General features: G+C 67.2%; 13 protein-coding genes and 1 pseudogene. 4 read left to right on the top strand and 10 right to left on the bottom strand.

Annotation, left to right across the window (positions count from 1 at the left end):
* Positions 1-25: 25 nt before the first annotated feature.
* A complete protein-coding gene (locus tag AC1RR5_RS04330; RefSeq protein WP_492919873.1) occupies positions 26-1,711 on the top strand; it encodes a GH39 family glycosyl hydrolase in 1,686 nt (561 codons plus the stop codon).
* Here the strand turns inward: AC1RR5_RS04330 and AC1RR5_RS04325 are convergent.
* The 3 genes from AC1RR5_RS04325 to AC1RR5_RS04315 form a co-directional block, all read right to left on the bottom strand.
* A complete protein-coding gene (locus tag AC1RR5_RS04325) occupies positions 1,708-4,056 on the bottom strand; it encodes a methyl-accepting chemotaxis protein (RefSeq protein WP_492919872.1) in 2,349 nt (782 codons plus the stop codon). The two genes, AC1RR5_RS04330 and AC1RR5_RS04325, sit on opposite strands and share 4 nt — an antisense overlap.
* A 124-nt stretch (positions 4,057-4,180) precedes the next feature.
* The gene (locus AC1RR5_RS04320) at positions 4,181-6,496 is read right to left on the bottom strand and encodes a glucan 1,4-alpha-glucosidase (protein ID WP_492919871.1); all 2,316 of its coding nucleotides are present in this window, start codon (positions 6,494-6,496) and stop codon (positions 4,181-4,183) included.
* Positions 6,497-6,509: 13 nt separating this feature from the next.
* Entirely contained in the window at positions 6,510-8,015 is a 1,506-nt protein-coding gene (locus AC1RR5_RS04315; protein ID WP_492919870.1) for an MFS transporter, read from the bottom strand.
* Between the two features lie 236 nt (positions 8,016-8,251).
* Here AC1RR5_RS04315 and AC1RR5_RS04310 point away from each other — a divergent pair.
* Positions 8,252-9,338: pseudogene (locus AC1RR5_RS04310) on the top strand (LacI family DNA-binding transcriptional regulator).
* Here the strand turns inward: AC1RR5_RS04310 and AC1RR5_RS04305 are convergent.
* Together AC1RR5_RS04305 and AC1RR5_RS04300 are read right to left on the bottom strand one after the other, a co-directional pair.
* A complete protein-coding gene (locus AC1RR5_RS04305) occupies positions 9,335-10,978 on the bottom strand; it encodes an alpha-glucosidase (protein WP_492919869.1) in 1,644 nt (547 codons plus the stop codon). The pseudogene AC1RR5_RS04310 and the gene AC1RR5_RS04305 sit on opposite strands and share 4 nt — an antisense overlap.
* A complete protein-coding gene (locus AC1RR5_RS04300; protein ID WP_492919868.1) occupies positions 10,957-12,771 on the bottom strand; it encodes an alpha-amylase family glycosyl hydrolase in 1,815 nt (604 codons plus the stop codon). Before AC1RR5_RS04300 ends, AC1RR5_RS04305 begins: the two co-directional genes overlap by 22 nt.
* 305 nt (positions 12,772-13,076) lie before the next feature.
* Here AC1RR5_RS04300 and AC1RR5_RS04295 point away from each other — a divergent pair, with 305 nt between their 5' ends.
* A complete protein-coding gene (locus AC1RR5_RS04295) occupies positions 13,077-15,806 on the top strand; it encodes a TonB-dependent receptor (RefSeq protein WP_492919867.1) in 2,730 nt (909 codons plus the stop codon).
* A gap of 141 nt (positions 15,807-15,947) precedes the next feature.
* Positions 15,948-17,009, top strand: coding sequence for a hypothetical protein (locus AC1RR5_RS04290; protein ID WP_492919866.1), 1,062 nt, complete (start codon positions 15,948-15,950; stop codon positions 17,007-17,009).
* On the opposite strand, the gene AC1RR5_RS04285 is transcribed toward AC1RR5_RS04290, so the two are convergent.
* The 5 genes from AC1RR5_RS04285 to AC1RR5_RS04265 are packed head-to-tail and all read right to left on the bottom strand — an operon-like array spanning position 17,006 to position 20,086.
* A complete protein-coding gene (locus AC1RR5_RS04285) occupies positions 17,006-17,233 on the bottom strand; it encodes a hypothetical protein (RefSeq protein WP_492919865.1) in 228 nt (75 codons plus the stop codon). The two genes, AC1RR5_RS04290 and AC1RR5_RS04285, sit on opposite strands and share 4 nt — an antisense overlap.
* Positions 17,234-17,259: 26 nt before the next feature.
* A complete protein-coding gene (locus AC1RR5_RS04280) occupies positions 17,260-17,790 on the bottom strand; it encodes a lysozyme (protein ID WP_492919864.1) in 531 nt (176 codons plus the stop codon).
* A gap of 32 nt (positions 17,791-17,822) precedes the next feature.
* Positions 17,823-18,212, bottom strand: a complete 390-nt coding sequence (locus AC1RR5_RS04275; protein WP_492919863.1) for a hypothetical protein — start codon at positions 18,210-18,212, stop codon at positions 17,823-17,825.
* A gap of 4 nt (positions 18,213-18,216) precedes the next feature.
* A complete protein-coding gene (locus AC1RR5_RS04270; RefSeq protein WP_492919862.1) occupies positions 18,217-18,447 on the bottom strand; it encodes a hypothetical protein in 231 nt (76 codons plus the stop codon).
* Position 18,448: 1 nt separating this feature from the next.
* Positions 18,449-20,086, bottom strand: coding sequence for a DUF6242 domain-containing protein (locus AC1RR5_RS04265; RefSeq protein WP_492919861.1), 1,638 nt, complete (start codon positions 20,084-20,086; stop codon positions 18,449-18,451).
* Position 20,087: the final 1 nt, after the last annotated feature.

Raw genomic sequence — 20,087 nt, 5'->3', positions numbered from 1 at the left:
CACAGCGCTTCAAGGGAGTGAAGTCATGCGCAATGGCGTTGGTCTCGGCTTGCTGGCCGCCCTGTCACTGACGAGCGCGACGGCCTTCGCTCAGACAACAGCGCCCCTTCCCGTCGCCATCACCGTCGACGCCGGCAAACCGCAGGAAGAACTCCGCCCGATCTGGCGGTTCTTCGGGGCCGACGAGCCCAACTACGCGACCATGAAGGACGGCCGGAAGCTGCTCGGCCACCTGGGCGCGCTGAAGCCCAAGAGCGTCTATTTCCGCACCCACAATCTACTGAACACCGGCGACGGGACGCCCGCCCTGAAGTGGGGCAGCACCAATGTCTACACCGAGGACGCCCAAGGCCGGCCGGTCTACAACTGGACGATCCTGGACCACCTGTTCGACACCTATCTGGCCGCCGGCGTTCGGCCCTATGTCCAGATCGGCTTCATGCCCAAGGCGCTGTCGACCAATCCCGAGCCCTACCAGCACGCCTGGCGGCCGGGCTTCGACTACAACCTGATCAGCGGCGGCTGGGGCTATCCGCCCAAGGACTACGACAAGTGGTCCGAGCTGGCCTACCAGTGGACGCGCCACTGCATCGAGCGCTATGGCCGGGCCGAGGTCGAGACCTGGTATTTCGAGGTCTGGAACGAACCGAACGGCCCCGCCTACTGGAAGGGCACGCCGCAGGAGTTCCACAAGCTGCACGACTACGCCATCGCCGGGGTGCGCCGCGCCCTGCCGACGGCGCGGGTGGGCGGTCCGGACGTGGCCGGCAGCGGCGGCCAGTTCATGGAGGACTTCCTCACCCACGTCACCGACGGGACCAACTACGCCACCGGGCAGAAGGGCACGCCGACCGACTTTTTGGCCTTCCACGCCAAGGGCTCGCCGAAGTTCGTCGACGGCCATGTCCAGATGGGGATCGCCAACCAGCTGGCCGGCATCGACAAGGGCTTCTCGATGATCGCCGCCCGCCCCGCCCTGAAGGACAAGCCGATCGTCATCGGCGAGTCCGATCCGGAAGGCTGCGCGGCCTGCCAGGGACCCAGCCTCAGCTACCGGAACGGCACGGTCTATTCCAGCTACACGGCCGCCAGCTTTGCCCGGAAACATGACCTGGCCAAGCGGCGTGGGGTCACCCTGGACGGCGCCCTGACCTGGGCGTTCGAATTCGAGGACCAGCCCTATTTCGCGGGCTTCCGGCAGCTGTCCAGCAACGGCCTGGACCTGGCCGTGGTCAATGTCTTCCGGATGTTCAGCCTGATGGGGCCACGACGCATCGAGGCGGTCAGTTCAGGCCAGATCCCGCTGGACGAGATCATCGCCAAGGGCGTGCGCGAACGGCCCGACGTCGGCGCCCTGGCCAGCCTGGACAAGGACCGCGTGGCGATCATGGTCTGGAACTATCACGACGATGACGTGCCCGGCCCGGTCGCCGACATCAGCCTGGACCTGAAGAACCTGCCCAAGGGCTTCGCTGGCGGGAAGCTGGCCCACTACCGGGTCGATCAGGACCACGGCAATGTCTACGGCGCCTGGCAGCGGATGGGCTCGCCGATGGCCCCAACCAAGCCGCAGTACGACGCCTTGGAAGCCGCCAGCGGCCTGGCCGTCATCGACGGTCCGCCGCCGACCTGGGCCAAGACCGGCGCGACCGTGACCTTCCAGCTACCGCGTCAGGGCGTGTCGCTGCTGGTGTTTGAGAGAAAGCCCTAGAACTCTTCCCACTCGCCCGGACGATTGGCCGGCGCGACCTTCAAGGCGCTGGAGCCCTGGACGTAGCGCTGGCGGAAGCTTTCACGGGTCGGCGCGGCGGCCGGACGCGCCGCCGGAGCCGCAGGGCGACGCTCGGCGCGAGCCGGCATTTCGTGGACCACCGCCCCGACCTGGAAGCGGCCGATCAGGCGTTCCAGCTCGGCGGCCTCGGTCGAGAGCGCGTGGCTGGCGGCGGTCGATTGCTCGACCATCGCGGCGTTCTGCTGGGTGACCTGATCCATCTGGTTCACCGCCTGGTTCACCTCGGCCAGGCCGACGGCCTGCTCCTTGGACGAGGCGGCGATCTCGCCGACCAGCTCGTTGATCTCGGCCACCTGGGTGAGGATCTGCTCCAGGGTCTCGCCGGTTTCGCCGACCAGCTTGACGCCCTTGCCGACCTGCTGGGTCGAGGCGCTGATCAGGCCCTTGATCTCCTTGGCGGCGTCGGCCGAGCGCTGGGCCAGGGCCCGCACTTCTTGAGCGACCACCGCGAAACCACGACCGGCCTCACCGGCGCGGGCGGCTTCGACACCGGCGTTCAGGGCCAGCAGGTTGGTCTGGAAAGCGATCTCGTCGATGACGCCGATGATCTGGGTGATCGACTGCGAGGATTTCTCGATGCCGCCCATGGCCACGACGGCTTCTTTCACCACCACGCCACTCCGTTCGGCGGCGGCCTTGGCGCTGATCGTGACTTGGCGAGCACGCTCGGCGCCTTCCGAGCTGCGCTTCACAGTGGCGGTGATCTGGTCGAGGGCGGCGGCGGTCTGCTCCAGGCCGGCGGCCTGACGCTCGGTGCGCTGCGAGAGATCGTCGGCGGCGCCGCTGATCTCGGCGCAGCCGGTGCGGATGCTGCGGGCCGCGTTGAGGATGCCCGACATCGTCGCCTGCAAGCTCTCGACGGCGGCGTTGAAGTCGCGCGGCATCTTGGCGGAGTCACCGCTGAAGTCGTCCTCGCGCATGCGCCAGATCAGGTCGCCGTCGGCCAGGCGCTCCATGCCCTCGCCCAGGCTGGAGACGGCCTTGGCTTGGGCGGCGGCGAAGGCTTGCGCCTCCTGCTCGTGGCGCTGGCGCTGGACCTCGGCGGCGGCCCGTTCGGCCTCCTGCTCGGCTCGGCGGCGCTGGCCATCGGCCAGGTCGTGGCGGAAGCCGTCCAGGGCGCGGGCGATGGCGCCGATCTCGTCGCCGCCGTCGACGCCGGGAACGGCCTCGTCATAGCGTCCGGCCGAGAGTTTATCGACCGAGCGGGTCAGGCCCGTCAGCGGCTTCTTGACCAGGGCCGCGCTGGCGAAAAACAGCGACGCCAGCACGGCGGCGGTGATCAGCAGGCCGCCGATGAACAGGATCTTGGCCAGGCGGTCGGCGGGACCGGTGATGGCGGCCACGGGCACGTCCATCACGAGAGCCCAGGTGGTGTTCAGGGCCGGGATCGGCACGGGCCGGATGATGCGCGCCATCGGCACGCCGTCCTCGACCACGCCCTTGATCTCGACGGCCGCGCCCCCGGCCAGCACGCCCTGCACCTGGTCGGCGCCGGCGTCGGCATAGGGTTTGGTGCGCTTGGAGGCATCGGGGTGGGCGATCCACTTGCCGCTCGGCGACAGCATCATCACCCGGCCGCCCCCCAGGGGCTTCAGCTCGCCCAGGGTCTTGGAGACGCTGTCCAGGGCCATGTCCAGGCCGGCCGCGCCGATGAACTGGCCATGCGAGAACACCGGATAGACGACCGAGGTCATCAGCACCGACTTGCCGGCGACGTCGTAGGAATAGGGCTCGACGACCGTCGACTTCCCGGTCTGCTTAGGGACAGCGTAGTACGGCTCGGCGTATTCGTTGCCCTGGTCCAGCGGCTGGAAGATCACCTTGTCGCCGTCGTGCACCCAGTAGGGCGAGAAGTTGCCGGCCTTGTTCGAGCCCGAGGCGGTGTTGCCCGCGAACTCGGCGTCCTTGCCGTCGAAGGCGTTGGGCTCGGCCATGTACCAGCTGCCCAGCACCATGTCCGAGGACTCGGCGTTCGGCTTAAGCATCTGGACGACCGTGGCCCGGTCATGCAGGCCCGCCTCGTGCGCCGCGCCGATCGACACCGCCATGGAGCGCGCCGTCGACTGCACCTTGCCGATGTCGGCCTGGACGCTCTGGATCGCATCGTCGGCGACCGCGCCGGCGTAGCGGTTGGTGAGACCCGAAACGATGGCGCTGGTGTGCGACGACACCGCCACCGCCGCCGCGATCAGCAGGAAGCCAATCGCCAGACCGGCCACCAGGATCAATTTCCAGGCGATGGTCAACCGACGGAACGCTGTCATTTCAATAGTCTCCGGCCGCGAGGATGGCTGTTAACCAACTCTTCGCGGCCGAATCCTAAAGCGGCCGTTAACTATGCCGTGGAGAGGCGAAACTGCGACAATCCGCGCGCCTGAACCGCTTACCCTAGCGCGAGAAGCGGCTCTTCACTGGCGCGTAGGTGTCCCACACCTGGCCGTCGCTGACCGAGCGCAGCAGCTTGACGTATTCAGCGTGGCTCCAGGCCAGCGGGGTGGCGCTGTCGGTGCCCTCGCCACGCGCGTAGTCGTGCTTGCTGTCGGTCCCGACGCCGTCCCAGACCTGTTCGGGGATCAGCAGGCCCTCGTTGGCGAACAGCTCCATGGCCTTGACGTAGGTGTCGCGGATCCTCTTCACCGCCGCCGCGTCGGGCTTGCCCGCGACGCTGGCTAAAGCCAGTTCGTAGTGGCCACGCTCGCCGGTGAAGATCGGCCACACCCGGCCGCGCTGGCCCGGACGCATCTGATTGTCGGCCCCATAGTTGGCGCCGGTCTTCGCATCCTCGCCATAGCCGTCGACGCCGTAGCGGCGGTAACCCGGGAAGGTCCCGTCCACGCCCGGGAACTTGAAGTCGTAGCGGACGCGGTACAGATCCTCGAGCGCCTGGTCGTCGATCTTGGGCAGGCTGGCGACGATGGCCGGATCGTCGGCGCGGCGCACGCCATAGCGGACCAGCTCCAGGAAGCCGGCGTCCAGCATCTTGTCCTCGGGGACCGCCGCCTGGCCGTTACGCTCCTCGACCGGGCTCTTGTTGTTGGCGTCCTGGTCGCTGTTGAGGCGCAGGTAGTAGTGGCCGTCGCCGAACGATCCCTTGGTCGTGACCATGCGGGCCTCGACCTTGGACGAGTAGTCGTCGGCGGTCTTGCGGTAGGTCTCGGCGGAAGCCTTGTCGCCGGCGGCCTCGGCGATGTCGCCGGCCACGACCAGGCCCGCGATCACGGCGGCGGTCGTCGAGGGCGAGTAGCCGCCCTGCTCTTCCCAGCGCTCCTGCTGGGTGAACGGCGGGGTGATGGTGCTGTGGTTCCAGCCCAGGTCGACCTTGCCGCCCTTGACCAGGAAGTCGGCGGCCGGCTTCAGCATCTTGCCGTAGAAGGTCTTGAGGTCGGCGTCGGACAGCCAGCCCAGCTTCCACAGCTTCCAACCCAGCATGATCGGCATGGCCGTCTGATCGAGCTGGACGCCAACCCATTCGGGCGTGCCGTCCACGTGCGACTTCTGCAGGAACCAGCCGCCGTCGCCTTTGTTGCCCGGCGTCTTGGCCCCGACCTGCACCGTGGGCAGATAGTGGAAGGCCGCCAGCGGCGTGTCCTTGTCGCCTAGCGCCGCCAGGGCCATGGCGCACTGGTAGAAGTCGCGCGGCCAGACGGCCTTGTAGCCGGTCGACGACTGGGTCGCGTCGACCGTGTCGCCCCACGGGTTCGACAGCGAGGCGATCAGGGCGCCGGCGTGGGTGCGGTCCTCCTGGACCTTCAGCATCAGGGCCGAGGCCTGCAGCAGCTTGCCCCCGTCCTCCGACGCCTCACGCAAGCGCGGCAGTTCGGTCAGCGAGGCCAGATAGTCTTCCCAGCCCACCCGCGCGCCCTCGCCGTTATAGCGGGCCAGCACCTCCGCATAGCCGGTCTTCAGCGTGGCGGCGGCGCTGGCGTCGGCGGTCTTGGCGTCGGGGCCAAGGCCCATGGCGAAGTCGAAGGTCGCTTCCTTGGCCACGGCCGGCAGCTGGCCGGCCAGGACGATCGCGCCCTTAGCCGAGGTCGTCGTGGCTTTCAGGCCGAGCAGCGCGTCATTGTCCTTCAGCACGCTGGCCGAGGCCTTGGCGAAGGGCTTGGTCCCCTTCAGGCTCAAGAACGCCTTGCCTTCGAACGCCGTCAGCGCCGAGGCCGAGGCCGCGCCCACATCCCCGCCGCCCGTGTTGGCCATGTGCGGCTCCAGCACCAGGGTCGGGGTCACCGGGCCCTTCAGCGCCTTGACCGTCACCCGCACGAACAAGCTGTTGCGGTCGGGATCGGTGAAGATCCGCTTCTCGATGACGAAGCGACCCTGCTTATCGGTCGTGGTGATCTTATAGGCCGGCGACAGCGGACGGCCGGCGGCGTCGACGTGTAGATATTCGGTCTTGGACGTCGTATCCGCGCCCTCCACCGCCAGGCCGGTCGCGGTCTGGACCGCGATGCGCATCTGCTTGATCTGGGCCTCGTGGATCAGGCCGTACATGGCCTCGGTCAGCACGCCATCGGCGATCGAGAACCAGACCTTGGACACCGTCCCGGTCTTGCCGCCGGCCTTGTAGGCGCCGTCGACATAGGCCTCGTACGACGCGCCGACGCCGGTCTTGGCGGAATAGGCCCAGGTGGTCGGCGCGGCATGCGCGACGCCGGCGGTGAAGACAGCGGCCGAGGCCAGGGCGATGGATTTCAGGCTTCGCATGGCGAGGACCTCGTCAGGCTTGAAGGGAAGAAGTGGAGCGGTCCTGAACCAGGAAGGTCGCCGCCGCCGCGATCGCGAACGAGGCGGCGCCCAGCACCAGGGCCCAGATCGCCTCGCCGCCGAAGAAGCTCTTCAGCAGCAGGCCCAGCACCGTCGCCGCCAGCAACTGCGGGATGACGATGAAGAAATTGAAGATGCCCATATAGACGCCCATCTTCCGGGCAGGCAGGGCTCCGGCCAGGATCGAATAGGGGGCCGACAGGATCGAGCTCCAGGCGAAGCCGACGCCGATCATGCCGATCCACAGCATACCGGGCTCGCGGATCAGCAGGAACGACAGCAGGCCCAGGGCGCCCAGCACCAGGCACACCGCGTGGCTGACCCGGCGGCTGGTGGCCTGGACCATCAGCGGGATGAGCAAGGCCGCCAGGGCCGCGACGCCGTTGTAGACGGCGAACAAGACGCCCACCCAGTCGGCGCCTTCGTTATAGGCCTTGGACGTCGCATCGACGGCGTTGAAGTGGACCGCCGCCACGGCGGGCGTCGTGTAGATCCACATGGCGAACAGGCCAAACCACGAGAAGAACTGCACCACCGCCAGCTGGCGCATGGTCTTGGGCATGCGGAAGAAGTCCTCCAGCACCTCGGAGAAGCCGTTACGGGTCTTGCCCATGCGCTTGAGCCGCACGCCGACGATGCCCGCCACGCCGAACACGGCCAGCAGGGCGGCCAGGACATAGAGCTCCTTCTCCAGCCGGGCGGTCCAGACGATCAGGGCCAGGGCCGCGCCGCCCAGCAGGCCCAGCGCGGCCAGGCCGATATAGGCGTTGACCGAGGGCTCGGGGTTCTCGTGGACGCCGTGGTCGAACTCGGCGGTCTCGAAGGCTTCCAGCTGCTGGGGCGTGTATTCCTTGGTCGTGAACACCGTCCACAGCACCGCCAGCAGCAGGCCCGCCCCGCCGGTGTAGAAGGCGATCCGCACCGCGTCGGGGATCTGGCCCGCCGGGGCGGTGTTGGCGACGTGGAACCAGTTGGTCAGCATCCACGGCAGAGCCGAGGCCAGCACCGCGCCCAGGCCGATGAAGAAGCTCTGCATGGCGTAGCCAGTGGCGCGCTGCTCGTCGGGCAGGTTGTCGCCGACGAAGGCCCGGAACGGCTCCATGGTGATGTTGATCGAGGCGTCCATGATCCACAGCGCCGCGGCGGCCACCCACAGGGTCGGCGAGTTGGGCATGACCACCAGGGCCAGGGAGGTCAGGATCGCGCCCCAGAAGAAGTAGGGCCGACGACGGCCAAGGCGGCCCCAGGTCTTGTCGGAGAGGTGGCCGATGATCGGCTGGACCAGCAGACCCGTGGCCGGCGCGGCGATCCACAGGATCGCCAGGTGGTTCACATCCACGCCCAGGGTCTGGAAGATGCGGCTGGTGTTGGCGTTCTGCAGGCCGAAACCGATCTGGATTCCGAAGAAGCCAAAGCACATGTTCCAGATCTGCAGGAAGTTCAGCCTTTGCTTGGCCATGGATCCTCCGCCCCGCTCCGACCGCCGGTTGCCCCGGCTGGTTCGCAAGTTTTTTCATAAAACTTCGTGGCGGGCATTTGCGCATGCGCCGCCGTGAGGCGCAACGGAAAATCCAATCTTGATTGAGGTTACAGGTGGATCATCCAGCGCTATCCCGCGCTACTACGATCCGTGAAATAGCAAAGCTTGCGGAACGATTTGCAGGAGTTTTCAAGCCAGTTTTCAGCCCGCCCGACTTGCAAACCCGATCGAACGGCGCCTTATGGGCCTCTGAAAAAGTTTGCAGAAATCTTTGCATTAGGGGGGTTCGGAGTGAGCAAGGGGGCGACGCGACTGGAGGACCTGGCCAAGCTGGCGGGCGTCTCGATCTCGACCGCCTCGCGGGCCCTCAATGACAGCCCGGCCGTCAACAAGCGCACCAAGCAGCTGATCTGGAAGCTGGCGCGCGAAATGGACTACCCCTTCCGCCGCTACATGCCCGCCGGTCCGATCGGGGCCGAGGCGACGATCGCCATCGTCACACCGCGCGTGCAGAGCCGCGACAGCGGGATGTCCGACCCGTTCTTCCAGGAACTGCTGGCCGGCGTCGGCGAGGCCGCCCGCGAGCGCGGCTGCGACGTCATCCTCAGCCACATCGCCCCGGCCAATTTCGAAGACCTGTCGGCGGCCATGACCACCAGCCGGGCCGAGGGGGTGATCTTCCTGGGCCAGAGCTCACTGCACGCGGCCTTCAACCGCCTGGCCGAGACCGAGAACCGTTTCGTGGTCTGGGGCGCGCAGTTCCCGGACCAGAACTACTGCTCGATCGGCTCGGACAACGTCATGGGCGGCCGCCGCGCCACGCTCCACCTGCAGCGCCTGGGCCGCAAGCGCATCGTCTTCCTCGGCGACACCGAAGCGCCGGAAGCCATGCAGCGCCATCGCGGCTACTTGGACGCTCTGGAGCACGCCAAGCTGGGCGTCGATCCGGACCTGATCGTCCCGGCCCACTTCGAGGTCGAGTCGGCCGAGGCCGCCCTCGACAGCCTGATCCACCACGGCGTGACGTTCGACGGCGTCGTCGCCGCCTCCGACCTGATCGCCCTGGGCGCCATGCGGGCGCTGAAGCACGCGGGCCTGTCGGTGCCGGGCGACGTCTCGGTCATGGGCTTCGACAACGTGCCCTTCAGCCGCTACGCCAGCCCGGCGCTCAGCACCATCGCCCAGGACACCACCAAGGCCGGGCGCCTGATGGTCTCCAAGCTGCTCGACAGCGGCGAACGGGCCAGCCGGTCGGAACGGGTGCCCACCGACCTGATCATCCGGGAAAGCTGCGGCGGCTAGGCCCGCCGCGCGATCAGTCCCGCGCACCGCGGCATCTCGCCCTCGCCGCCCAGGTTGACCCCGTCGACCATCGCCCAGCCTTCCGGCAGCGACCAGGTCGCCGGCTCGAAGCCCAGATTGAAGGCCAGCAGCAGCGCCTCCGCACCTTCGCCGCGCTGGAAGATCAGCAGCGGGCTGTTGGTCTCGACGAAGCTGATCGCGCCGGTGCGCAGGGCCGGATAGGCCTTGCGCAGGGCGATCAGGCGGCGAGCGACATGCAGGGTCGAGGCCGGGTCGGCTTCCTGGGCGTCCACCGCCAGCGGCAGATGCTCGGGATCGACCGGCAGCCACGGCTCGACGCCGGAGAAGCCGGCATTCACCGCCCCCGACACCCACGGCATCGGCGTGCGGGCGCCATCACGGCCCAGGGTCTGGGGCCAGTTGGCGATGGCTTCGGGATCGACCAGGCGCTCGAACGGCACATTGGCCTGGGGCAGGCCCAGCTCCTCACCCTGATAGACGAAGACATTGCCGCGCAGGCCCATCAGCAGCAGCAGGCACATCTCGGCGAAGGCCTTGCGGTCGCGACCCTCGGCCCAGCGCGACACCGCGCGCGGGGCGTCATGGTTCGAGAAGGTCCAGGACGGCCAGCCCTCTCCGTCCGCGCCGGGCCACATGGCCGCGCCGCGTGGGATCATCTCGCCAGTCAGCTTGTCGGCATAGAGGTAGAGGAAGCCGTAGGCGCTGTTCAGGCGATCGTTCCCGGCCGTGAACAGCTTCATCTCGCGGTCGGCATGGTCGCCGCCGACCTCGGCCACCGAGAACCGCCCGCCCGCCGCGTCGGTCAGCGCCCGCAGGCGGCTGAGGAACTTCGGGATATCGGCATGGCTCTGGTTGTGGATCTTGTCCTGGAAGTCGAACGGCCGCGTGCGCTTGCCGCCCGGCGGCAGCGGCGGGTTGTCCGTGAACTTCGGGTCGTGCATCGAGAAGTTGATGGCGTCGAAGCGGAAGCCGTCCACGCCCTTGTCGACCCAGAACTGGGTGACGGCCAGCAGGGCTTCCTGCACCGCCGGATTGTGCAGGTTCAGCTGCGGCTGGCTGCTGAGGAAGTTGTGCATGTAGTACTGGCCGCGGCGCGCATCCCAAGTCCAGGCCGGACCGCCGAACACAGACTGCCAGTTGCTGGGCGGGCTGCCGTCGACCTTCGCGTCGGCCCAGACGAACCAATCGGCCTTGGCGTTGGCGCGATCCTGGCGGCTCTCGGTGAACCAAGGGTGCTCGTCGGAGGTGTGCGAAAACACCAGGTCGATGATGATCTTCAGGTCCAGGTCGTGGGCCTTGGCGATCAGGGCGTCGAAATCGGCCAGGTTGCCGAAGATCGGATCCACGTCGCGATAGTCCGAGACGTCGTAGCCGAAGTCCTTCATCGGCGAGGTGAAGAACGGCGACAGCCACACCCCGTCCACGCCCAGCGAGGCGATATGCTCGAGGCGGGCCGTGATCCCTGGCAGGTCACCGACGCCATCGCCGTTCGAGTCGGCATAGCTGCGCGGATAGACCTGATAGATGACCGCGCCGCGCCACCATTCGGCGTTCATCGACGTCTCCGCACCGGGGCGAACCAGAACCTGCACTGTCACTATCGTCCCTCGGAAACGCAAATCATGTAGTCGAGCGGCGCAAGCTCGATGGAATAGCTGCCCGGCGCGACGGCCGTCGCGGCGCATGCGCCGTGTAGCGCGCGCCACGCGACGGAACCGGCCTCGACCGTGAGGTTAGCCTTGATCGGCTTGTCGCCTGTATTGAAGACGGCCAGCACCTCGGTCTTGTTCATAAGACGCGAGAACGCGAAGAGACCGGGCTTGTCGCCGGCGTAACGGACCAATTGCCGCCCGTCGCGCAGGGCCAGCGTGGCCACCCGCAACTTCGAAAGCTCGGCGATGCGCTGGTAGAGCACGCTGTCGGTCTTGAACGCCGACATCGGCCCCTTGGCGCTCGAGCCGACCAGGCGGTTGTCGTTGTAGCTGGCCACCTGGCTCGGGAACATGTCTTCCCGCGAGTCCGAATAGTCGCCGTCACCGGTGAAGCCCTGCTCGTCGCCGTAATAGACAGTCGGCACGCCGCGCGCGGTCAGCATCAGGGCGTTGGCCAGGGTGACGCGGGCCAGCAGCTCGTCGTCACTGATCGCCGGCTTGGCCTTGAGCATGAACCAGCCGATGCGGCCCATGTCGTGGTTGCCCAGGAAGGTCGGCAGTTGGTGCGCGGTCGCCTCGCCGCCTTCGTAGACGGGATCGGCGGCGAACACCGTGGCCAGGCGGTCCGTGCCCGTCCGGCCGATGGCGACGTCGGTGGCGGCCGACTGGAACGCGAAGTCCAGCACCGCCGGCAGCTTGTCGACCTTCACGTGGCGCGCCAGGGCCGCGACGTCGGGATCGAACACCTCGCCGAAGATGTGGAAGTTCGGGATGCCCTTGGCCTTGGCGCGGGCCAGCATTGCCGGAACGAAGGCCTGCCAGAAGGCCGGCTCGACGTGGCGGGCGGTGTCGATGCGGAAACCGTCGACGCCGAAGTCGTCGATCCACTGGCCGTAGACCTCGATGAAGCCCGCCACCACGCGCGGGTTCTCGGTGAACACGTCGTCCAGGGTCGCGAAGTCGCCCAGCAGCGAGCTCTCGCCGGTGAACGTGCTGTCACCCCGGTTGTGATAGTAGATCGGGTCGTTCAGCCACTCGGGCTTCTTGGCGTGCTCCTGGCCCGCCGGGACGTAGGGCGTATAAGCCCAGTCGGTGCGCTTGAGCTTGCTGAAGTCCTTGCCGTCGAATCCGTCATTGATCGACGCGCCGTTCACGCCGCCCTGGCGGACGTATGGATAGTCGGCGACACCGCGATAGGCGCAGCGGCCCTCGGGACACTCGCGGTACTGGATGACATCGGCCGTGTGGTTCACGACGATGTCCATATAGACCTTCATGCCCCGGGCATGGGCCGCGTCGACCAGGGCCTTGAAGTCGGCCTTGGTCCCCAGATGCGGATCGACGTCGGTGAAGTCGGTGATCCAGTAGCCGTGGTGCGCGGCCGACTCGTGACCGGGCGGGCCCTGCACCGCGCGGTTCTTGAAGATCGGCGCGAGCCACACCGCCGTCGCGCCCAGGCCCTGGATGTAGTCCAGCCGCCGGGTCACGCCCCGGATGTCGCCGCCGTGATAGAAACCGGCCCGCGCCGGATCGAAGCCGTCGACCAGGGGACCCAGCTTGGGTCCGCCGTGGTCATTGGTCGCGTCGCCATTCTCGAAACGATCGGGCAGGACGAAGTAGATCACCTCGTCCTGCGGCTTGCGCAGCCGGTAGGACGACTCGGGAGCAGCCCACGCGGCCGTCGCCAGCGCGCCCACTCCAAGCGAGGTCAGGGCCGTCACGGCCAGCAGGGTCTTACGCCAAGGCGTCAAGGCCGACATCGCTCCCCTCCCGTTGGCGGCGACCTCGGGGATCGCCATTGCAACTCTTTGCAAGAATTTGCAGAGCCGATCGCAAGCTGTCAATCCGTCTCATTGAAGGGATTTGCGGCATTTTCCCTACGGAAAGCTCACACGTAGTGGCGCAAAGAAGCCACAGGCGGCGCGATTCCGCTGAAAATGCAGAGCCAGCGACCGGCGGTTTGCGATTTTTTGGGTTGATTACAGCCCGTTAATTTGCAGTAGTTTGCACCAACGGCCCGCCGCACGACGTAAAACGCGCAGAGCCGGACAGGGAGGGAGACTCGATGAACACCCAATTCTCGCGCCGCCGCGCGTGGCTGATGGCCGGCAGCGCCACGAGCCTGGCGTTGGCCTTCGCCATGGCCGGCTCGGCCCAGGCGCAAACCGCCGCCCCCGCCGCTCAGGATGACTCGAAGGTCGAAGAGATCGTCGTCACCGGCATCCGCCGCGGCATCGAAGGCGCCATCTCGCTGAAGAAGAGCTCGACCTCGATCGTCGAAGCCGTCTCGGCCGAAGACATCGGCAAGCTGCCGGACGTGTCGATCGCCGAGTCGATCGCACGTCTTCCTGGGTTGACTGCACAGCGCCTGGACGGCCGCGGGCAGGTCATCTCGATCCGGGGCCTGGCGCCGGACTTCACCACCGCCCTGCTGAACGGCCGCGAGCAGGTCTCGACCGGCGACAACCGCGGCGTCGAGTTCGACCAGTATCCGTCGGAATTGCTGAGCGCCGTCGTGGTCTACAAGACCCCGGACGCCGGCCTGATCGGCCAGGGCCTGGCCGGCACCGCCGACATGCGCACCGTGCGCCCGCTGGCCTATGGCAAGCGGGCCCTGGCCATCGGCGCCCGCTACGAGTGGAACGACATCGGCGCCCTGAACGCCGGCACCAAGGCCCACGGCAACCGCCTGTCGATCTCGTACATCGACCAGTTCATGGACGGTAAGCTGGGCATCGCCCTCGGCTACGCCCACATGGAGTCGCCCTACCAGGCCGAGCGCTGGAATTCGTGGGGCTACCCCACCGCCGATGCGGCCGGCAATCTGGTGATCGGCGGCGCCAAACCGTACGTGCAGTCCAGCATGCTGAAGCGCGACGGAGTCATCGGCGTCCTGGAGTTCAAGCCGACCGACAATTTCAGCTCGTCGCTGGACGTCTTCTACTCGGAATTCAAGAACCACCAGATCCAGCGCGGCATCGAACTGCCGCTGGTCTGGGGCGGCGTGCCGCTGACCAATGCCAAGGTCGAGAACGGCATGGTCACCAGCGGCGCCTTCAACGGCGTCAAGGGCGTGGTCCGCAACGACGGCAACGATCGTGACGCCACGATCAAGTCGGTCGGCTGGAACAACAAGCTGAACGTCGGCGACGCCTGGACCCTGGTCAGCGACCTCTCCTATTCGAAGGTCGAACGCACCGACCAGATCGTCGAGAGCTATGCCGGCACCGGCCGTTCGGGCACGGGCGCGACCGACAACATGACCTTCGCGATGAACGACGACGGCGTCGCCATCTTCAAGTCGACCTTGAACTACGCCGATCCCAATCTGATCAAGCTGACCAGCTCGCAGGGCTGGGGCAGCGACGTCATCGCCGGCGGCCAGGACGGCTACCTGAACCAGCCGACCATCGAGGACGAACTGAAGGCGGTGCGCCTGTCGGCAACCCGCGCCCTGGACGACGGCCTGTCGTCGTTCGAGGTCGGCTTCAACTACAGCGAACGCTCCAAGGCGCTGGTGAACGACGAGTGGTTCCTGCGCGTGAAGGGCTCGCCCGCCAGCGTCTCGATCCCGCAATCGGCGATCGTCGGCACCACCTCGCTGTCGTTCATCGGCATCGCCGGCATGGTCAGCTACGACCCGTTCGCCCTGATCAAGAACGGCACGTACGACCTGGTCCGCAACCCGAACGCCGACGTGCTGGTCAAGAGCTGGGACGTCGAGGAGAAGGTCACGGTCGGCTATGTGAAGGCCAATATCGACGCCGCCGTCGGCAGTGTGCCGGTCACCGGCAACTTCGGCTTCCAGGTCGTCCATACCGACCAGAGCTCGACCGCCCTGGGCGCCTCGGGCACCGGCGCGGGCGTCACCCGCGCCAACCTGGCCGGCGGCAAGACGTATGTCGACTTCCTGCCCAGCGTGAACCTGCAGTTCGCCCTGCCCAACGAGCAGAGCCTGCGCTTCGCCGTAGCCCGCACCCTGGCCCGTCCGCGGATGGACCAGATGCGCGCCAGCAAGACCTTCAGCTACGACCCGGCCAAGGCCGGCAACACCAACATCAACTTCTCGCCGTGGAGCGGCACGGGCGGCAATCCCGAGCTCGAGCCCTGGCGCGCCGACGCCTATGACGTGTCGTACGAGAAGTACTTCGGCCGTCAGGCCTACATCTCGCTGGCCGCGTTCTACAAGGACCTGAAGACCTATGTTTACGACCAGAGCGTGATCTTCGACTTCACCGGCTTCCCGACCGGCGGCGGCCCCGCCCCGGCCACCCGCTTTGGCCTGGTGACCACCCCGCAGAACGGCAAGGGCGGCGCCCTGAAGGGCGTCGAATTCGCCGCCTCGATGCCGGGCTCGCTGCTGACTCCGATCCTGGACGGCTTCGGCGCCACCTTCAGCGCCTCGTACACCGAGAGCTCGATCCACCCGAACCCCGCCGACAAGGCCACCCCGATCCCGGGCCTGTCGAAGACCGTGGCCAACCTGACCGTCTACTATGAGAAGAACGGCTTCTCGTTCCGGATCAGCGACCGCTATCGCTCCAAGTTCCTGGGCGAGGTCTCCGGCTTCGGCAACGGCCGCAACTACCGGATGGTCAAGGGCGAGTCCCTGGTCGACAGCCAGATCGGCTACACCTTCAGCGACGGCCCGATGGACGGCCTGTCGGTGCTGGCCCAGGTCAACAACCTGACCAACGAGCCCTTCGTCACCTATCAGAACAACGATCCGCGCCAGGTCATCGACTACCAGAACTACGGCCGCACCTTCCTGGTGGGCCTGAACTACAAGTTCTAAGCGCGCCAGCCTTCCCCAAAGCCTTTGACGCCCCTGTCGGTCCTGCCCGACAGGGGCTTCTTTTTGAGGAAAGCTCGACCTTTAAAAGCTCTCTTTAGGATTGAGCGGGATAGTGCCCGCCAATTGTTGGGGGAGCGCATCATGCCGACCAAGTCCATTCGCCTGGCAGTCCTGCTGGCCGGCGCCAGCCTGCTGACCGCCTGCGCCAGCCGCGACGAAGTCGCCGCCCTGCGCCAGCCGGCCCTGCCGCCTCTGGCCGTGGCCAAGGCCTCCCCCGCCCGTCCCTTCTATCGCAACGTCGCCGTCCAGGCGGTCGAGGGCGCGCCCGAGTTCCGCTGGTTCGACGGCGGTGGCGTGATCACCACCCGCCCGACCCGCGCCGAGGTCACCGCCGGGCTGAATCGCCACCTGCTGGGCGCGGAGATGCTGCCCCCCACGCGTCTCGACGCCGAATACATGCTCTACACGACCTTCGAAGAGCTGCGCGGCCCCAACGTCTGGTGGGGCGCCGACAAGCTCGCGACGGCCCGCGTGACCTTCCGCCTGGTGCGCTGGCGCACGGGCGAGACCGTGCGCGAGAAGACCGTCGAGGCCGGCTACAGCGTCCACTGGACCGGCGCCACGCCCGAGGCCGCCCGCGCGGCCATCGGCGGCGCCGTACTGGGCATCGGCCTGGGCTACTACATCAACCAGAACCACATCGTGGACATCTCCGACGCGCCGATCGCCGGCGCGATCGGCGGCCTGGAAGCCGCCAGCATCGGCGGTCCGCGCCAGTGGGGCCCGGGCTTCGCCAGCGCCTTCACGGCCGCCGTCGCCACCGGCGCGGCGTCCGGCCGCTTCACGGACCTGGAGGCCATGCTAGCCGGCGGCGTGATCGGCGCGGCCGGCGCGGCGGCGGGCCCCGCCCCCGTCCAGCGGCAGGTCGCCTCGAACGGCGAGATCACCACCACCTTCAACGGCGTGACGCGCCGGGCCGCCGCCACGCGCGGCCTGATGGCCCTGGCGTTCGACATGTTCATGAACGATCTCAGCCGCGACGGCTCGGTGGTCTACAAGACCGCCGTCTCGTGCCGCGCCCTGAACGGCGACGCCGGCCGCGGCCCCTACCTGGCCGAGACCGCCAACGCCTACGCCGTCGACTGCCCGGGCGCGCGCTACAACGACGCCAAGACGGCCAAGGCGTATCCGAGCCGGTTCTAGGGTTTCGGTTCAGCCGGTTCGGCCGGGGCGCAGACGCGGGTCACCTTCAGCGACCCGCCGCCCGGCTGGCTCTTGTCGAGGCTCAGGTCGACGGTGCGTTCGCAGCCTTCGTTCAGCACCTTGACCGCCTGGGCCAGGGTGACCGGATCGACGGCCAGGCCGGCGCAGCCCGACAGGGCCACGGACAGCACAAGGCCCGCCATCGGGCCGATGAGGTGTTTCATCGTTAGCTCCTTGGGTTGTTAAGCGGTCAGGCCGCGCGGCCCAGGAAGACCGCGCGCTCGGCTTCACGCCGGTTGACCAGGCCCGGCAGCTCGCGGCCGCCGGCGTAGCGCCACATCCGGAAGGCCTCGGCCGCGCCGGCGACGTCGCCGGCGATCAGCCGCCGACGCACGCTGCTGCCTTCGAACGCCCCGACGCCGATGTTGTAGGCCAGACTCGTCAGCGCCCCGAGCTGGGCGTCACTGAGCGGGGTCTTCGGAAACAGCGCCGCGACCTTGTCGCAGACGGCCTGCGCGTCGGTCTTCAGCAACGCATCGGCGTCGGCCCGGATCATCCCGGCCGGCCACCGCGCGCGCCACAGGCGGTAGGCGGTCTCGCGATCCTTCACCGGCCGCCCATCGACGAACAGGGCATGGCCCCAGCCGACCGTGTAAATGCCGACGGGATCGGCCTGGGGCTCCAGGATGGCGGTCTTCTTGTCGCCGTCGTGCAGGCCTTCGAAGCGCCGGATCAGCGCGAGCGCGCAGGCGGGAACGTCCCGCGCCGAGGGCGTGGGCATGGGGTGTCCTTTCTGGTTGGAGTTTCAGACGGTCAGGCGACCGCGGGGGCGGCCGGCTCGTCGGCCAGGCCGTGGGCGGCCAGGATCCGGCGATAGACGTCGACCCTGGCTTCCAGCTGGCGCTTCTCGCTCTCCAGCTGGGCGATGCGGGCGTCCTTGTCGGAGATCATGCGGCTGTGCTCGCGGCGCAGGTCGCCCAGCTCGGCCTCGACCTGTTCGAGGCGCTGGGCCAGGCGATCGGCCTCCTCGCGCAGGGTGTGGATCACCCCCGAGGCGGCGTCCTGCGCCATCTGCATCAGATCCGCCTCGGCCTTGCGGGCCATCGCCCGCTGGCCGAGGAGATCCTTGATCACCGCATAGATCCCCGGCGAGGCCACCATCACATAAGGCCACGCCTTGGCGATGATGGTGGGGATGTCCATGGGGCTAGTCGGCCTCCCCCGGCTGTTCATCGTCCGACGCCGGAATGGCCAGTGCGGGATCGATCCAGTCCCGCAGATGCCAGCTACTCGACGCCCAGACCGCCGCCTGGTCTTCGTACGGCGCCGGCGGCTCGGGCGCGAGCGTCCAGGTCACGTCCCAGCCTTCCATCTCGCCGATCTCGCGCGAAGCGCCGGTCCACTGCCCCAAGTCGTCAATTTGATAAATCGTCAGCATGTCAGATCCCCTTGATGTAGGCCACGAAACCGCTGGGCGAACCCGCAATGGTCGGGACGAGGAACTGTGTGGTGGAGATGTCGAGGCCGGAGTAAAGGCCGGAACCATCCGCCGAAACTACGTACGGCGTGGTCGCGCTGTTGCCTGCTCGCGCGATGCCGATGATGTAAGGGCTTCCAGAAATCGTAGCGAAATTGGTCCAGCTGACGCCATCACTTGAACGCCAAAGCGTTCCGTTCTGGCCACCAACGAGATACTGAGTCCCGTCGCAAAAAAACGACTGAGGGTTCGCGCCCATATTCGTCGACGAGTACGAATCCCCCGTCATAGAATAATACACGCTTGAGCTCGCAATAATGATGAATTTGTTGGAGGCCCAAAAAGCTTCGTCTGGATAGAACCCTGGAGTAGCCTTAGGGGACCAACTCGTACCATTATTATCAGAATACCAAGCCATGCTTTCATTGGTAAAAATTAGCCAACGCGTTAGCGTCGGGCTGTACGCAATGGAAAGCATCGCGGTTTCGGCCCCCACTGGCGGTGTCTTGGAAGTCCAAGTGACGCCATCAGGTGACGTCGCCATCACATACACACTATCCTTGTAGCCAACCGCCATCCACAGCGTGGCGCTTTTAGCGATGCCATATACGGTCGCAAACGCTCCACCGAAGGGATGGGTGCGTGTCGTCCAGTTGATCCCATCCGTCGAAGTGTAGAGCGCGGCGGTTCCAAGGACGACGAAGATGCCGTCCATGAACATGAGTTTGTTCGGAACCCCGTTACTCGGAATCGGGTTGGCTCTTTGAGTCCAATTCACGCCATCCACTGAAGTATACGGCCAGAAACTTCCTGCCCCCACCTTCGCCCACACCAAGAAAATGCCGGCGCCGTACACCATCCTGTGCCCCTGACCGGCCAAACGCACGGTCATGGGATTGGTGTACGTCGGCATCATGGCCGCCAGAGATGGATAGCTGGCGGTCGAGTAGAGCAGGCCCGTACAGGGCAGCCATCGAGCGCCGGGGTTGGCGGCGAACTGCATCACGCCGCCGACCGGCACACCGAACGCCAGCGCCGACTGCGCTGCACGTTGAGGCGTCATCCAGCTTGCGGCATCCGTCCCGGCCTCGGCCTGCGCCTGGGTCGCCACGGGGATCGGTCGCCCCGCCGACAGACCGCAATTCCAGGCCGCGTAGGTCCCCGAGCCGCCGATCGTGTCGACCTCCACGGTCGCCGCGCCGGTGGCAGAATTGTAGGCCGTCAGGATGCCGGTCATCCAGTTCACCGGCGAGGCCGAACTGGCCAGGAAGAACCCCTGGCCCGCACTCCAGGCCTTGCCGGTCTGGGTGGTGAAGGTCTTCGTGCCGGTCCCGATGGTCAGCGACGTCGTGGAAGAGCCATTCGTCCCAGGCGCGCCCAAGGCGCTGGCGGCGCTTGCGGCGGCGGCGGTGCGGTCCGCACCCGTCTGGACGCGCTCCGCCGCGACCTGGTTGGCGTTGGCGTTCACCTCCGTCGCCAGCGCGTTGGCCTGCGTCACAAACGTCGGCATCTGCCCCAGGAACGCGTCGGCGCGGGTGTTGAAGTTGGCGGGATCGTTGGTGGAAGGCGGCGTCGGAAGCGCCGTGATCTGTGCGGGCACG

The organism is Caulobacter sp. GW821-FHT11E11 (assembly GCF_058808315.1).
The sequence above is the reverse complement of the archived record's forward strand: the minus strand, read 5'-3'. Positions and strand labels throughout refer to the sequence as shown.